The 14,301-nt window shown below is 65.5% G+C and carries 16 protein-coding genes; 11 read left to right on the plus strand and 5 right to left on the minus strand.

Annotation, left to right across the window (positions count from 1 at the left end):
• Positions 1 to 25: 25 nt before the first annotated feature.
• Complete coding sequence (locus ACR65W_RS16035; protein WP_434500012.1) at positions 26 to 1,000, minus strand: polysaccharide deacetylase family protein; 975 nt, start codon at positions 998 to 1,000, stop codon at positions 26 to 28.
• Between the two features lie 10 nt (positions 1,001 to 1,010).
• Between ACR65W_RS16035 and ACR65W_RS16040 the strand changes: the two genes are divergently transcribed.
• Together ACR65W_RS16040 and ACR65W_RS16045 are read left to right on the plus strand one after the other, a co-directional pair.
• Complete coding sequence (locus ACR65W_RS16040; protein ID WP_434500013.1) at positions 1,011 to 1,442, plus strand: GNAT family N-acetyltransferase; 432 nt, start codon at positions 1,011 to 1,013, stop codon at positions 1,440 to 1,442.
• 8 nt (positions 1,443 to 1,450) lie between these two features.
• Positions 1,451 to 2,434, plus strand: coding sequence for a zinc-dependent alcohol dehydrogenase family protein (locus ACR65W_RS16045; RefSeq protein WP_434500052.1), 984 nt, complete (start codon positions 1,451 to 1,453; stop codon positions 2,432 to 2,434).
• A gap of 123 nt (positions 2,435 to 2,557) precedes the next feature.
• On the opposite strand, the gene ACR65W_RS16050 is transcribed toward ACR65W_RS16045, so the two are convergent.
• Complete coding sequence (locus tag ACR65W_RS16050; RefSeq protein WP_434500014.1) at positions 2,558 to 4,069, minus strand: AAA family ATPase; 1,512 nt, start codon at positions 4,067 to 4,069, stop codon at positions 2,558 to 2,560.
• An 84-nt stretch (positions 4,070 to 4,153) separates the two neighbouring features.
• The gene (locus tag ACR65W_RS16055; protein ID WP_205788961.1) at positions 4,154 to 4,396 is read right to left on the minus strand and encodes a DUF2312 domain-containing protein; all 243 of its coding nucleotides are present in this window, start codon (positions 4,394 to 4,396) and stop codon (positions 4,154 to 4,156) included.
• Between the two features lie 228 nt (positions 4,397 to 4,624).
• Between ACR65W_RS16055 and ACR65W_RS16060 the strand changes: the two genes are divergently transcribed.
• The 3 genes from ACR65W_RS16060 to ACR65W_RS16070 all read left to right on the plus strand — a co-directional run bounded on the left by ACR65W_RS16060 (position 4,625) and on the right by ACR65W_RS16070 (position 7,369).
• A complete protein-coding gene (locus tag ACR65W_RS16060; RefSeq protein WP_434500015.1) occupies positions 4,625 to 5,068 on the plus strand; it encodes an RDD family protein in 444 nt (147 codons plus the stop codon).
• 85 nt (positions 5,069 to 5,153) lie between these two features.
• Positions 5,154 to 5,885 (plus strand): arginyltransferase, encoded by a 732-nt coding sequence (locus ACR65W_RS16065; RefSeq protein ID WP_175092672.1) that lies wholly within the window; start codon positions 5,154 to 5,156, stop codon positions 5,883 to 5,885.
• Positions 5,886 to 6,019: 134 nt separating this feature from the next.
• Positions 6,020 to 7,369: a L,D-transpeptidase family protein gene (locus ACR65W_RS16070; RefSeq protein ID WP_434500016.1), complete on the plus strand. Its 1,350-nt coding sequence runs from the start codon at positions 6,020 to 6,022 to the stop codon at positions 7,367 to 7,369.
• Between the two features lie 8 nt (positions 7,370 to 7,377).
• Here the strand turns inward: ACR65W_RS16070 and ACR65W_RS16075 are convergent, their stop codons facing one another.
• Together ACR65W_RS16075 and ACR65W_RS16080 are read right to left on the minus strand one after the other, a co-directional pair.
• On the minus strand, positions 7,378 to 7,800 hold the full coding sequence (locus ACR65W_RS16075) for a hypothetical protein (RefSeq protein WP_434500017.1): 423 nt from the start codon (positions 7,798 to 7,800) through the stop codon (positions 7,378 to 7,380).
• A complete protein-coding gene (locus tag ACR65W_RS16080; RefSeq protein WP_434500018.1) occupies positions 7,797 to 9,662 on the minus strand; it encodes a methylmalonyl-CoA mutase family protein in 1,866 nt (621 codons plus the stop codon). The genes ACR65W_RS16075 and ACR65W_RS16080 overlap by 4 nt, the downstream gene beginning before the upstream one ends.
• 290 nt (positions 9,663 to 9,952) lie before the next feature.
• Between ACR65W_RS16080 and ACR65W_RS16085 the strand changes: the two genes are divergently transcribed.
• From ACR65W_RS16085 to ACR65W_RS16110, 6 genes are read left to right on the plus strand one after another with little or no spacing between them, the layout of a single operon-like run.
• Entirely contained in the window at positions 9,953 to 10,228 is a 276-nt protein-coding gene (locus tag ACR65W_RS16085) for an acyl carrier protein (RefSeq protein ID WP_014890237.1), read from the plus strand.
• Positions 10,229 to 11,464, plus strand: a complete 1,236-nt coding sequence (locus ACR65W_RS16090; RefSeq protein ID WP_434500019.1) for a beta-ketoacyl-[acyl-carrier-protein] synthase family protein — start codon at positions 10,229 to 10,231, stop codon at positions 11,462 to 11,464.
• Entirely contained in the window at positions 11,454 to 11,849 is a 396-nt protein-coding gene (locus ACR65W_RS16095) for a hypothetical protein (protein WP_434500020.1), read from the plus strand. The genes ACR65W_RS16090 and ACR65W_RS16095 overlap by 11 nt, the downstream gene beginning before the upstream one ends.
• Positions 11,846 to 12,250 carry a MaoC family dehydratase gene (locus tag ACR65W_RS16100; protein WP_434500021.1) on the plus strand — a complete coding sequence of 135 codons (405 nt, stop codon included), beginning with the start codon at positions 11,846 to 11,848 and terminating at the stop codon, positions 12,248 to 12,250. Before ACR65W_RS16095 ends, ACR65W_RS16100 begins: the two co-directional genes overlap by 4 nt.
• A gap of 33 nt (positions 12,251 to 12,283) precedes the next feature.
• Entirely contained in the window at positions 12,284 to 13,144 is an 861-nt protein-coding gene (locus ACR65W_RS16105) for an SDR family NAD(P)-dependent oxidoreductase (RefSeq protein WP_434500022.1), read from the plus strand.
• The gene (locus ACR65W_RS16110) at positions 13,141 to 14,301 is read left to right on the plus strand and encodes a glycosyltransferase (RefSeq protein WP_434500023.1); all 1,161 of its coding nucleotides are present in this window, start codon (positions 13,141 to 13,143) and stop codon (positions 14,299 to 14,301) included. The genes ACR65W_RS16105 and ACR65W_RS16110 overlap by 4 nt, the downstream gene beginning before the upstream one ends.

The raw sequence follows: 14,301 nt of genomic DNA on the forward strand, positions 1-14,301 counted from the left end.
AATAGGGGCTCATCAAACAGGGGACTCACGGAGCCTCATTGATGGGGCGTAGGGGCAACGGCATCACGCCGGTCTGCATCAGCCGCAAAAACAGCTTTATGCCCACCGGCTCATTGCCGTTCGGGTGCACGAGCACGATCGAGCCGGGGCGGGGCCTTAAGCCGAGCGCCAGCCAGGAGTCGGCGCCGAGCGCGATGAGATGCCGGCTGCGGACGTTCTCCAGCAGCGCGGCGTCGGCGACGAGACCCGGAAAGCGAAAAAATGCCGACGGCGTTTCGCCCTGGGCGATCATGAGCTTTTCCGTCTCGAAAATCTCGCGATCGACGTCCACGCCTGGCCGCAGGAAGTAATTCCGCCCGTCCGGAAGGCGGCGAACATAGGGATGGCTGTAGGAATGATTGGCCCAGGCGATGTCGAGCGCGCCGCTGCGCGCCTTCTCGCGCAGCCAGGCGAAGTCGGCGCCGTGGCGGGCGATCCAGCCGCCGGAGATGGCGAGCATCACGGGCGTATGCTTGCCTTGCGCGGCGAGTTTTTCGAAAAAGGCGCGGTCCAACGGCTTGCGGCTCGGGCAGAGGTCGCCGGTCACAAAGGCCCCGCCGCCGCCGGCGCCGTGAATGAGGCCGGCGTTGACGAGCGCCGGCGGACGCGTCGGGTCTTGCGGCGGATGCAACGCCTGGAGATAGCGCGTCGCGGCCTGCGCCGCATCGCTCGTCGCTTCGCAGCGCCAGCATGCCGCCCGCTCCAGCGACGTCTGCAGCGATTGCGGGTCGACCGTCAGGATCAGCGGCGTCCCGTCGACGCTCATGCGCCGGACGGCGAGCCGCGTTGAGCGGCTTTCGCTCGCGCAGCTCTCGAAAACCGGCGCATAATTCTTGACGCGCGAAGCTGCCGGCGTCGGAGACGGCGCGATGTCGACCGGCGCGCAGGGGGCCTCCGCGCCATAGGCCGTTGCGGCGCCGGCGAGCCGCGCGCAAAATAGGAGTCCGAACATCCGAGTCATGCGCAAGACCATGGCCAAAAGCATCGAGATTGAGAAGCTCGCTCTGTCGATCGAAACGGCGGAATCAGCGGAGCTTTCGGCGCGTCTCGGCGCGGCGCTTGGCGAACGGTTCGGCGTGCGGGACGAAACGGCTTTCTCCATTCTGGCGCGCGGGGAAGATGGCGCGCTGATCGGCGGGGTCAATGGCCTCATCCATTGGCGATGGGCCTATGTGCGCCATCTCTGGGTGGCGGAGTCGCGGCGCGGCCAGGGCCTCGGCGCCCGGCTGATGGGGGAGGCGGAGCGCCTCGCCCGGGATCGTGGTTGCGTCGGCGTCTATATCGACACATTCGAAAAACGCGTCGCCGCATTCTATGAGAGGCTCGGCTTCGCGCGCGTGGGCGAAATCGCGGATTTTCCGCCGGGCCACAGCCGCATCTCGCTAAGCAAGCCTCTCCGATGACTGAGATCATGAAAGCCATGGTCCTGCCGCGGCCCCACGCGCCGCTCGTCATGGAAGAGCGGCCGATCCCGTCGCCCGGCGTCGGCGAAGTGCGGCTCAAGATCGAGGCGTGCGGCGTTTGTCGCACCGATCTCCATGTCGTCGACGGCGAACTGACCCAGCCGAAGCTTCCGATCGTTCCAGGCCATGAAATCGTCGGGCGCGTCGAGGCGATCGGTCCTCGCGTGACCGGTTTCTCGCTTGGACAGCGGGTCGGCGTTCCCTGGCTTGGCCATAGCTGCGGGCATTGCCCCTACTGTCTGAGCGCGCGCGAAAATCTGTGCGACGATCCGCTCTTCACCGGATATACGCGCGATGGCGGCTACGCCACCCATACGATCGCCGACGCGTCCTACTGTTTCCCGCTGCCCGAGACCGGCGATCCGGCGACGCTCGCGCCGCTGCTGTGCGCGGGGCTCATCGGCTGGCGCACGCTGAAGATGGCGGGTCCGGCGGAAGCGATCGGCATCTACGGCTTCGGCGCCGCCGCCCACATCATTGCTCAGGTTGCGATTGCGGAAGGCAAGCGCGTTCATGCATTTGTGCGGCCGGGCGATCAGGCGGCGGCGGAATTCGCGCTCTCGCTCGGCGCGGCCTCGGCGCAAGACTCAGACGCGCCGGCGCGGGAGAAGCTCGACGCCGCGCTGATCTTTGCGCCGGTCGGCGCGCTCATTCCACGCGCGCTCGCCGCGACGAAGAAAGGCGGCGCGGTCGTGTGCGGCGGCATTCACATGAGCGACATTCCGAGCTTTCCTTACGCGCTGCTTTGGGAGGAGCGTCGACTGCTTTCGGTCGCCAATCTCACGCGCGAAGACGCGCGCGAGTTCCTTGCGCTCGCGCCGACGATTCCTCTGGAAATGTATGCGACGCGCTATCCGCTGGCGCGGGCGAATGAGGCGCTCGCCGATCTGCGCGAGGGTCGGCTGCAAGGCGCCGCGGTGCTCATTCCGTAGGACAGCGTTGCATGAGGCTTCGACATGTTTCCCTCATTGGGGGACGCGACAGCGCCGAAGCGTTGCTGCGCGATTCTGGATTGCTTCGCCTTCGGCTCGCAATGACGACGCATCACGCCTGCATCATTCCTGCGAGGTTGACGCGTGGCGGAACTCGAAAGCCTTTCCTATTTGGGCGGCGATGGTCGCCGTATCTTTCGAGGCGTCGATCTGGAGCCACTCGATCTCGCCCGTCGCTTTTTCCATCTGCGTTTCAAGCACGTCGCGCGTGGCGTCGGACACGTCGTTGACGCGCGCATCGACGCGCGCCGCGCGCCGGTCTAGATCGAGATCGAGCCAGGCCCCAAAGAAGAGCGCCTGCGCGCCTTCGGCCGCAGCTTTTATCGCTTCGCGATCTTGAAAACGGTCGAAGACGGCGTCGACGATGACGGGCCAGCCGAGCGCGGCCGTTCGCGCCGCGACGTCGAACATCTCGCCATAAACCTGCGCCGAAACGGCGCTGGCGTAGGCCTCTTGCGGAAGACGCGCCGTCGGCGCGACGCCGAAGAGCCGCTTGCGAATGCGATCGCTGTTGATGACGCGCGCGCCGGGCGGACATCCGACGACGGGCGCAAGCGCCGCGGCGACGCTCGACTTCCCTGACCCGCTGAGACCTCCGATCGCAATGACGGCGGTTTTGGCCGGCGCAAGCAGAGTCATCGCGAGATCGAAATAGAGGCGCGCGCGTTCGGCGTTTTGTTGCGACGCCTCGACATGCGCGCGTATGGCGGCGCGCAGCGACATGAAGAAGGGAAGAAGCGGCAGGCCATCAGTTTCGTCGCGGGCGTCGAGATAGCGGTTCAACGCCAGATTGGAGCATCCAAAGGCGCCAACGCGCCAGAGATCCATCAGCAGGAAGCTGACGTCATACAGCACGTCGATCGTCGCGATTTCGTCATCGAACTCGAGGCAGTCGAAGAGCGTCGGCGCGCCCTCGAACAGACAGATGTTGCGCAGCGTCAGATCGCCATGGCAGCGGCGCACCTTGCCCCGCGCCTTGCGTGCGTCGAGAAGCGCGCCTTGCGCGTCGAGGACTCCGTTGAGGCGCGCGACAAGCGTATCGATGTGCTCCGCGCTTGCAGCCGCCGCGTTGCGCAAGCTCAAGGCCGTGTCGTTCAGCGTTCGGCGCATCGCCGCCGCGCCGCCCTTGTTATAGTCCGGCGCCGCCTCGTCATGGGTCTTGGCGACTCGACGCGCCAGAGCCTCCACCATCGCGGGCGTCAGGCGGCCATCCTTCTTCGCAATCTGCTCGAAGAGGTCTTCGTCGGCGAAGCGCCGCATGACGACCACGGCGTCAATCATCTCGCCCGCGCCGTCGAGCGCCAGACGCCCATCCCTCTCGCGGGTCACGCGATGCGCGCCGAGATAAAGTTCGGGCGCGAAGCTTTTATTGAGCATCGCTTCACGCTCGCACATCTCCCATCGGCGACTCGGCGTCGAGAAGTCGAGATAGGAGAAGACCACCGCCTTCTTCAGCTTATAGGCGTGCGTTCCGCAGAGCGCGACGACGGAAATGTGAGTCGTGACGATTCGCTCCGCGCCGCCCTCGAGCGAGGCGAGAAAGCGCACGACTTCATCTTGCGCGCCAAAATCCATGTGGAGTCTCGGAACTCGCGCCCACTGACGCCATCATGAGGCGAACCGTCCCCCGCGGCCAGTCCGCTTTGGGTTTGATTGAGCCTATTCCATGCCGAGCGCGGAAAGATAGAGGTCGAGGATTTCCTCCTCTTCCTGCCGCTTGTGCTTATCCAAACGGCGTATCGACACGATCTTGCGCATCACCTTGGGGTCGAAGCCGGTTCCTTTCGCTTCCGCGTAGACGTCCTTGATGTCGTCGCTGATCGCACGCTTTTCCTCCTCGAGCTTCTCGATCCGCTCGATGAAGGCGCGCAAATGTCCGCCGTCGACGGCGTTGCTGGTCATGTGCAATTCCCGAGGCTGCTCCGGGCGGGCGGGGCGCGCGCCGGCTGGGCGGGAGCCTTGCGACAAACCGGCGGCGCTCGTCAAGGCGGCGGCGCCACTAATCCCCGAATTCCGCACCCCGTGCGGCGCACTTGAAACCGGCCTTAAGGTCGCCGATCTTTGGCGGGCCACCAGAAAGGCCTTAAATTGATGACCGAGCGGGATCCCTTTTCCAGTCGCGAGCGCCCAATGGCCCCAATTGGGGCGCGCGCCGCGCCTTACATTCCGCCACAGGCGCTGGAGGGCGTGCGGACGCGCCGCATCATCGCCGTCACGCTCGATCTGATTCTTGTCGCGGGCATGTCGGCGGCGTTGTTCGTCGCTCTCTTCATCCTCAGCGCCGGATTGTCTGCATTCATCCTGCCGCCGCTGTTCCCGATCGTCGCCTTTTTCTACAATGGTCTGACGGTGTCGGGGCGGAGAATGGCGACTCCCGGCATGGCGTTCATGGACCTGGAGATGCGCACCATGGACGGAGACCCGGTGCCGTTTCTGCAGGCGGCCGTCCATGCCGTGCTGTTTTATGTCACCTGGCTATTCCCGCCGCTGCTGCTCGTTTCGCTGTTTGCAGGCGACAAGCGCTGCCTGCACGACATGCTCGCGGACGTCATCGTTTTACGGCGGTCGTCTTAAAATCCGCAACTTCGACGCCGCAAATCTCCCTTGGCGCACGCCACCTGGGCGCTCTAGATTAGTTGTGGATCTGGGATCTTAGAGCGTGACGAAAGAGCCGCGCGACGCGCCGCAATTCTATCTGACCTCTCCGGCGCCGTGCCCCTATCTGCCGGGTCGCGAGGAGCGGAAGGTCTTCACGCATCTGATCGGGCTGCGCGCGCCCGCGCTCAATGACACGCTGACGCAATCCGGCTTCCGTCGCTCGCAGACCATCGCCTACCGCCCCGCTTGCGAGCAGTGCCGAGCCTGCGTGTCGGTGCGAGTCAAGATCGACGAGTTCACGCCGTCGCGCGGCATGCGGCGCATCCGCCGGCGTAACGCCGAGCTTGTCGCCGAAACACGCCCGGCGCGGGCGACGCCTGAGCAATACGCTTTGTTTCGCCGCTACGTCAGCGCCCGCCATTCCGACGGCGGCATGGCCGACATGAGCATGATCGACTATCAGATGATGATCGAAGACAGCCACGTCGACACGCGGCTCGTCGAATATCGTCTCGCCCAAGGCAATGGCGAGATCGGCGCGCTCGTCGCCTGCTGCTTGACGGACCGGCTCTCCGACGGGCTGTCGATGGTCTATTCCTTCTATGAGCCTGAACTCGAGCACAGGTCGCTCGGGGCCTTCATGATTCTGGACCATGCGGAGCGCGCCCGCGCCTTTGGTCTGCCGCATGTGTACCTGGGCTATTGGGTCGAAGGTTCGCGCAAGATGGAATATAAGTCGCGCTTCCTGCCTCAAGAGCGACTGGGCATGAGCGGCTGGGTCCGCGTGGACTAGCCCCGGCAGGCCACAAAATCGCCGGACTATTCGCGCCTTGTTAACGCCGAAGATGCACAACTCGATCGAAAGCGCCGGCGCGGTCCTCCAGGCGGCGTCGTCTTTCGGCTTGACCGCCGGAGCACACTTCGGCGATGCGATTGGAGCGATCTGTGCGAGAATCCGCAATTTTCCAGTTTGCCCGCTGCGCCGCGCTCGTCCTTGGCGCGGTCGCTCTCACGCCCGCGTCAGCCGCCTGGGACCAGGACGGACAGGCCGAGTGGGCGCAGCGCTATGACGCCGACGCCCGCCTGACCGTCTCGCGCTCGACGACCCCCATACTTTCGACTCATACGGTGGCCGCCACCGAAGCGGCGATCGAGCGTTTGCGCGAAATCGCCGCCGAAGGCGGCTGGCCGCAGGTGCCGGCCGGTCAACAGCTGCGGCTGGGCTCGAACAGTCCAGTGGTCTCTGCGTTACGCCGCCGCCTGGTCGTCTCCGGCGACATTGGGGCCGAAACCGGCGCGAGCCCGGTGTTCGACTCCTATGTCGAAGCGGCGGTGCGCCGGTTCCAGGCGCGCCACGGCATCATTCCGACCGGCGTCGTCAATCAGCAGACCGTTCAGGCGTTGAATGTGCCGGCTGAGACCCGGCTAAGGCAGCTCGAGACCAATCTGGTGCGTCTGCGCAGTTTTTCGCACGACCTCGGCAACCGCTACGTCACCGCCAACATCCCGGCCGCTTCGGTGGAGACAGTCGAGAACGGCGAGGTCGTCACCCATCACATGGCCGGCGTCGGCAAGATCGACCGCCAGTCGCCGGTGATGCAGACCAAGGCGATCCAGGTCAACTTCAATCCGTTCTGGACCGTGCCGGCGTCGGTGATCCGCAAGGATTTGATCCCCAAGATGCAGGCGGATCCAAACTATCTCAACGCCAATCACATCCGCGTCTACGGCAAGGACAATCAGGAGCTACAGCCCGAGCAGATCAATTGGCGTTCGCTCGACGCGCTCAATTTCCGCTTCCGCCAGGACATCGGCGGGGATTTCAACTCGCTTGGCGTCGTGCGCATCGACATCGCCAACCCCTACGGCGTTTACATGCACGACACGCCCGCTAAAGGCGTTTTTGGCGACGACTTCCGCTTCGTTTCTTCGGGCTGCATCCGGCTTCAGAACGTTCGCGACTATGTCGCCTGGCTCCTGAAGGAGACGCCCGGCTGGGACCGCGACCACATTGACGAGGTCATTGCCTCCGGCGAACGCGTGGACGTCAAGATCACGCCCGCCGTGCCGGTCTACTGGGTCTATATCACCGCGTGGGCGGCGCCGGACGGCGTCACCCAGTTCCGCGAAGACATCTACCAGCGGGACGGGCTCGGGCTGCGCTCTGCCGGCGCCGATTCGGCGGCCCCGACGGTCGTGCAGGCGGCGCGTCCGATGCGCGGCGAAGGGCTGTTCCCCAGCGACGACGACAGCTACTTCGAGGAGCGTCCCCGGTAAGCGCGGCGCTATTGCGCCGCAGCGTCGCTGCGCGAGGCGCGCCAGGTTCCGCCGCAAAGGTCGGTCGACGATGACCAAGGGCCGGAGCCCCTGCCGCCCCGTAGCGTTCCGTGGAAGCGCACGACCCGCTCGCTCTCGCCGGTGAATCGCGCCACGATTGTGCCTTCCTCGTCGACATAGCCCCAAAATGAGGCAGCCGGCCCCGGCGCGGCCGCGATTTTATTGCCGACGATATCAAAAGACGGCGGAATGAGACTGCGACACTCCCCGACGGTCGTCGTCGCTTCGATGTTCCATCTGCCGTTTGGATCGCCGACCGGGCCGGTCAGCGCTCGTTCGTTGTCCGGCTGCGCCTTTTGGCCCCGCGGCTGCTTGGCGGACGCTCCCTGGGCCGCTACGCAGACCGCAAGCGCCAACGCTAGAATTCTCATTTGGCCTCCGAAAGCGCGCGTCGCAGCGCGCCGTGCATGTCGCAGCCTGCGTAGATAAACTCCGTCACGCCCGCATGGCGCAGACGCTCCTCGAGGTCGCCCGGCCGGCCGGCCAGATAAAGCCCAGCGCCTGCGCCCTTTAGCGCCAGCGCCGCCGTTTCCGCCGAGTCTCCGTAGATCCTGTCGGACGAACAGAGGCAAGCGAGTTTGGCGCCACACTCCCGGTAGGCGTCGACCAATTCGGTCGTGGACTCGGTTTCAGGCCCAAAAACCGCTTCGACGCCGCCGGCCTCGAAAAAATTCTTGGCGAAATTCGCTCGCGCGGTGAATGCCGCGACGGGGCCGAGATTTGCGAGGAAAATCTTCGGGCGAACGCCCAACTCGGCGAGGCGCTCATCCGACTCTTCACGCAGCCGCTCGAAGGGCTCGGCGAGACGGCTTGGCGCAAGCGGAGCGCTCTTTCGCGCGCCTTTTGGCGGCTCAATGGTTTCAGCCGAAGCGTCATAGGGCGCGAGAACGTCGAGCGCGCCCTCGTGAATGTCGGGAAACTGGTTTGCGCCGATGAGCTTATCCTTGGCGCGCGCGACGTTCTTCGCCCGCAACGCGGCGGCTTCGGCGACTCGCGACTGAAAGGCTCCCGTCTCCAACGCTTTGGGAAGGCCGCCTTCCGCCTCGATCTGCTGAAAAAGCCCCCACGCCCCCGCGCACAGCGCGTCTGTCAGCGCCTCGAAGCCGCCCGCGCCGCTCGTTGGATCGTCGACGGCGTCGATATGGGATTCGTCCTGCAGCACGAGCTGGGTGTCTCGCGCCAGCCGCCGCGCGAATTCGTCAGGGGCGCCGAGCGCCTGGGTGAAGGGGAGGACGGAGACGGCGTCGGCGCCGCCGATCGCCGCCGAGAACGCGGCGAGCGTCCCACGCAAAATATTGTTCCACGGGTCACGCCGCGACATCATCCGCCAGGCTGTTTCGGCGAAGACCAGCGCCGGCTTGGGAGAGAGGCCGCAGGCCTCTTCAACGCGCGCCCAAAGGCGCCGCGCGGCGCGGAATTTCGCGACGCCAAGCAATTCGTCGGCGTCGGCGCAGAATCGGAACGCGATCAGATCGCGCGCCGAATCGAGGTCGACTCCGGCGTCCGCCAGCGCACGTAGATAGGCGAGCCCGGAAGAAAGCGCGAAAGCCAGCTCCTGCGACTCGGTCCCGCCCGCCGAATGCACGACGCGGGCGTCGGCGACGGCGGTCGCGTAAACGAAGCCGGCGTCGGCGGCCGCCTTCACCTCGTGCGCGAAGCTCCGGGAGACTTGTGGCCAGGGCTGCGCAGCGAATCCGTGGCGCGCCTGCGCCCCCAGCGGATCGAAGCCCATCGAGACGCGGGTGAGCGACGGTTCAATATGTTGGCGGTCGACGAAGCGCATGAGCGCCTGCGCGGCGCCAGGCGCGCGCGGCGAAAAGTCGAGCGTCAGCGGAATGCCGTAGTCGAGGCGAACATTGGCGAGCGCGTGAGCGATTGCGTCATCGTCGTCGCCGACGAGCCCCCCGCCGTAGGCGCCGATCGAGCCGGCGAAAACGAGATGCAATCCGTCGGCGCCGCCGTCGAGGTCCTGCAGAGCCAAGCGATTGGCGACGTCAGCGTTGGGAACGTCGACGCGCGCGAGAATCGCCCAGCGGCCGGGGTTTTTGCGCAGGACCGGGACGGGCGAACCCGCGGCGCGGGCGTAGATGGGGTCAATAGAAAGCCCGTCATAGCTCTTGGAGACGAGCGTTTCGAAGGACGCGCCTTTGAGCGCCCGCTCAACGAGGACGCGCCACTGCGCGTCGGTGGCCTGCGGAAAGACCCCCGCCAGCGCCGTCTCCTGTCCCGTCATGTTCGCTGTCGCCCTCCGTTGTTTCGGGCGGCGTTTTCGCATGAAGCGCTCCGCCCGGCCACTGCAAATCCGCGGAGAGCGCGGCGGGCTTTATTTTCGAGGCCAAACGCCTTAACCAGTGCCGACTGCGCCCGAGGGCGGGAAAAAGGGCGCTGGAGCGGAAGAGCCAGAGGCGGGCGGTTCTGGCCACGCGCCCGGAATTAAGGCGTCGGATCGGCGCCGCCGCGTCAATGCGTCGCGCTCGCGCGCGAGTTGTCGTCGGCGGCGAAGAGCCTGAAACGGAGGGATTCGTGACGGATAATCCGCAGGACAAGAATCAGCTCGTCGACGAGATCATCGAAGTGATCGCGTCGGAAGGCATGGTCGACAAAAGCAAGATCACCCCCGACGCGTCAATCGAGAGCCTCGACCTCAAATCCGTCGACATCGTTATGATTCTCACGGCGCTGGAGGAGAAGTTCAACGTCTACATCCCCATGGACGGGTCGCTGCAGGAAGCCAAAGACGTCAAAAGTCTGATCGAGGCGATCGCGGACCACATCCAGAAAGAGCGCGAGAAGCAGTAAATGGCATTCTCGCGAGCGCGGGCCGAGGGGCGCCGCGTCGTTATTTCTGGCATGGGCGCGGTCTGCGCCTCTGGAGTCGGCGCGCAAAAGCTTTGGGAAGCGGCGCGCGGCGGCGTCGCCCAAGTACGGCCGCTCAAGACAGAGCGCCCTTATGACGGGCGCATCAAGATCGCGGCGCAGGTGCCCGACTTCAATCCCGCCGACTATATCGAACCCAACGTTCTTCCGTTCTGCGATCCCTTTACGCAGTTCTGCATCGTCGCCGCCGACGAAGCGGTGGCGCAGGCAGGCTTCGGACGCAAGGACGTCGCCGGGCCGAGAACGGCCGTCATCATCGGCTCCGGCATCGGCGGCATGACGACGATCGAGGACGGCATCTACCGCTATTACGTCGAAGGCACGCGGCCCGAGATGTTGAGCGTTCCCAAGCTCATCCCGAGCGCGGCGCCTGCGACCCTGGGGATGCGCTTTTCGTGCCACGGCCCGACATTCTCGATCGGCAGCGCCTGCTCCTCGGCGACGCAGTCGATCGGACTTGGCATGCAGATGATCCGCCAGGGCCTGGTGGACAAGGCCATCGTCGGCGGCGCCGAGGCCTGCGTCATCAACGCGACGATCCGCGCGTGGGAAGGCCTTCGCGTGCTGAGCCCGAATTTGTGCCGCCCCTTCTCCAAGGGCCGCAACGGCATGTCGCTTGGCGAAGGCGCGGCGGTTTTCGTCCTGGAAACGGAGGAGGCGGCGCGAGCGCGCGGCCACGCGCCCCTATGCGAACTCGCCGGCTACGGCACGACGAGCGACGCCAAGGACCCCGTGCGGCCGGATCTTGAAGGCGCGTCGAACGCGATCGCCCTGGCGCTCGAAGACGCGGGAATGGCTCCGCAGGAGATTCATTACGTCAACGCGCACGGCACCGCGACCCACGCCAACGACATCACCGAGGCCGAAGCGATTCTGCGCGTGTTCGGCGATTATGGACGGGTCGTGCCGGTTTCGTCCACGAAACCTATTCACGGTCACGCGCTCGGCGCCAGCGGCAGCTTGGAGCTCGCCATCACGATACACGCGCTTCGCGAACAGATCGCGCCGCCGACGATCAATTTTCTGGAGCCCGATCCCAGGTGCCCGCTTGATGTCGTCCCGAATGCGGCGCGCAAGCACAAGATCGACGCCGCCATGTCGAACTCCTTCGCTTTCGGAGGGATCAACGCCGTGTTGATCGTGCGTCATGCAGCCTGAGCCGCCGCTGGCGCTTGGGCCTTTCCGGTTGCGCGTCGATCCGGCGCGCGCCGCGGCCTATGCGCAAGAAACCGGCGGCGACGGCGCGAGCGTTCCGCTCGCCTATCCAGCGGTCTGGCTCGCCGAGCCTTCGCTATTTTCCGTTGTGCGCGACGTCTGCGCGAAGCGCGACGTCGTGCCCGTGCATGAGTCTCAGAGCTTTTCCTATGACGCGCCCCTCGTCGCGGGCGAGAGTTACGACTTGAGCGTCACCATGAGCAGCGAGGAAGAACCGCCGCGTCTGACGATGGTCGGGACAGTCGCAACGCCCCAAGGGGAGCCTTGCGCACGAATCGAAACCATATTGCGGCTCGTGCCGCGCGCGGGATTTGGGAGCGCGTCATGAGCGATCCCATCAAGGTCGGCGACAAACTGCCGGAGACCGTCATTGGCCCATTCGACGCGCCTTCGCTTACGCGCTACGCCGAGGTCTCTGGCGACGCAAATCCATTGCATCTCGACGACGCCGTGGCGGCGGCGATCGGGCTTGCCGCGCCGCCGGTGCATGGCATGAAGCTCCTGGCCGCGTTTGAACCGATGCTGAGGGCCTGGCGCGGCGACCTCGTCATCTCCTCCATAGCCGGGAAGTTCGTGCAGCCGATCCTGCGCGGCGAGACCGTCAGGCTGTCGGGCCGCGTGCTGCGCGCCACCGAAAACGAGATTTTCGTCCGTCTGGTGGCCTATGGCGCGGCGCGGGCGCCGGGCATCGTCGGCGAAGCGACCTTGCGGCCGAGGCCGGCCACATGAATGATCGGCTGCGCCGTGGGGCGGGGCGCGCGTATGGCTAAAAGCGCTGTTCGGGTTCTTATCACCGGCGCCTCAAGCGGCATAGGGCGCGCCTTGGCGCTCGCCTATGCGCACGAAGGCGCGAGCCTTGTCTTGCTTGGCCGCGACGCCGAGCGCCTCGATGCCGCTGCGCGCGCCTGTCTCGCAGCCGGCGCAGAAGAGGCGGAGACTCACGTCGCCGATGTGCGGGATCGCGAAGCGATGGCGTGCATCGTTCAGTCTGCGCATGAACAACGCCCGATCGACATTCTTGTCGCCAATGCCGGCGTCGCGACGGGCCTTTCGCCCAGCCAGCTTCTCGAAACGCCCGAGGCGGTCCGAGCAATGCTCAAGATCAATGTCGAGGGCGTCTTCAACACGGTCGAGCCGGCGATTCTGCCGATGTGCGCCCGTAAGAGCGGCAGAATCGCTATTGTCGGGTCGATGGCCGGGGTGCGCGCGCTCCCGCATTCGCCGGCCTATTGTGCGGCGAAGGCGTGCGTGCACATGTGGGCCGACTCCCTGCGCGCCCAACTCGCGGCCCATGGCGTGCATGTCGCGCTGATCGTGCCCGGGTATGTGAAGACGCCCATGTCGGCGCGCACCATCGTGAAGACGCCCCTTTCGGCGCACACTCTCCTAAAGACATCGGCGTCGGCGGGCGTCGAATCCTGGCAGCCCAGCGCCATGTCCGACGGAGAAGCCGCGCGCATCATCAAGAACGGGCTGGACCGCCGCCGCAACGTCATCGCCTTTCCGCGTTACATGTATTGGGCGATGCGCCTCTTCTCCCTCTTGCCGGCGGCGCTCGTCGACGGCGTCATGCGCCAGTTTCCCGCCGAAGTGCCGGAGACGCCGGAACGGGAGAATTCGTGACGGCCTACACCGTCCTTACTTGGGCCGCAGGCGGCTATTGGATGATCGCCGTCGTTTTGCTTGTCGTCTCTGTCGCGGCGACGATCGCGCAGCCCTGGCTCGCCGCGCGCCGCGCCACGCGCCAAGACCAGCCGCCGATCTCCGTGGTCCTTCCCGTCAAGATGCTCGAGGACCAGTTCGACCGCACGCAAGAGTCCGCGCTGACGCAGCAGTACCGTGATTTCGACGTGACCGTCTCCGCAACCGAGGTCGATGGACCGGCCGTCCAGCGCATGCGCGCCATTCTCGCGCGCCACCCGTCTGTGCCTTCGCGCATCCTGCGTTCGACAGCGAAATTCGCCGTCAGTCCGAAGGTCGATAATCTTTATGCGCCGTTCATGCAGGCGACGCATGACGTCATACTGATGAAGGACGCCAATGTGCTGCTTGAGCCGGACGCGCTGGCGCAGCACGTCAGGCAGCTGACGGACGACGTCGGGCTCGTCTGCGCCATTCCGTATTGCGCGCGACTCGAGAATTTCGCCGCGCATGTCGAGGCAGCGATCATTAACGGTCCGCATGCCCGCATTCTGTTTCTCGCCTCGGCGCTGGGACAGGGGCATGGCGTCGGCAAAATCATGTTGTTTCGACGGTCGGACTTCCTGCGCGCGGGAGGCTTTGACGCGATTTCCCATACGGTCGGCGAAGATAACGCCTTGGCCAAGGCGATGCGGCGGATCGGCAAACGGCCGGTCTTTTCTCACAGGCTTGTGCGCCAGGAGCTCGGCGCGCGCGCGTTCGACGATGTTTATCAGCGGCAATTGCGCTGGAGCGTCGTTCGCCGCAGCGATGAGCTCATCTCCTTCCTCGCCGAGCCAATATGCCAAGCAGTTCCAGCAGTTATCGCTTCGGCGCTCGCGGCGCCGCTCGTCGGGATCGCGCCAATTGTAGCCGCGTCGGCGACGCTTATGCTGTGGTTTGCGCTTGAGACATTGCTTTCTGTGGCCAAAGGATGGCAGTTATCGTGGGCCGCGCCCGCGGTGTTTGTGGTCCGCGAGGCGACGATGCTGGCGGTCTGGTTGAACGCCTGGGTCACTGACCAGGTGGTTTGGGCGAGGGACAGCGTGAACGCGCGCGCCGGGGCGAAGCCCTCGCCGGTTCCGCACGAAGAAGGATAG

It is taken from the genome of Methylocystis sp. (assembly GCF_051062815.1).
Taxonomy (GTDB): domain Bacteria; phylum Pseudomonadota; class Alphaproteobacteria; order Rhizobiales; family Beijerinckiaceae; genus Methylocystis.

Coding starts and splice junctions, on each gene's coding strand:
- ACR65W_RS16035 (WP_434500012.1), bottom strand. CDS start 1,000: ATGACTCGGATGTTCGGACTCCTATTTTGCGCGCGGCTCGCCGGCGCC.
- ACR65W_RS16040 (WP_434500013.1), top strand. CDS start 1,011: ATGGCCAAAAGCATCGAGATTGAGAAGCTCGCTCTGTCGATCGAAACG.
- ACR65W_RS16045 (WP_434500052.1), top strand. CDS start 1,451: ATGAAAGCCATGGTCCTGCCGCGGCCCCACGCGCCGCTCGTCATGGAA.
- ACR65W_RS16050 (WP_434500014.1), bottom strand. CDS start 4,069: ATGGATTTTGGCGCGCAAGATGAAGTCGTGCGCTTTCTCGCCTCGCTC.
- ACR65W_RS16055 (WP_205788961.1), bottom strand. CDS start 4,396: ATGACCAGCAACGCCGTCGACGGCGGACATTTGCGCGCCTTCATCGAG.
- ACR65W_RS16060 (WP_434500015.1), top strand. CDS start 4,625: ATGGCCCCAATTGGGGCGCGCGCCGCGCCTTACATTCCGCCACAGGCG.
- ACR65W_RS16070 (WP_434500016.1), top strand. CDS start 6,020: ATGCGATTGGAGCGATCTGTGCGAGAATCCGCAATTTTCCAGTTTGCC.
- ACR65W_RS16075 (WP_434500017.1), bottom strand. CDS start 7,800: ATGAGAATTCTAGCGTTGGCGCTTGCGGTCTGCGTAGCGGCCCAGGGA.
- ACR65W_RS16080 (WP_434500018.1), bottom strand. CDS start 9,662: ATGACGGGACAGGAGACGGCGCTGGCGGGGGTCTTTCCGCAGGCCACC.
- ACR65W_RS16090 (WP_434500019.1), top strand. CDS start 10,229: ATGGCATTCTCGCGAGCGCGGGCCGAGGGGCGCCGCGTCGTTATTTCT.
- ACR65W_RS16095 (WP_434500020.1), top strand. CDS start 11,454: ATGCAGCCTGAGCCGCCGCTGGCGCTTGGGCCTTTCCGGTTGCGCGTC.
- ACR65W_RS16100 (WP_434500021.1), top strand. CDS start 11,846: ATGAGCGATCCCATCAAGGTCGGCGACAAACTGCCGGAGACCGTCATT.
- ACR65W_RS16105 (WP_434500022.1), top strand. CDS start 12,284: ATGGCTAAAAGCGCTGTTCGGGTTCTTATCACCGGCGCCTCAAGCGGC.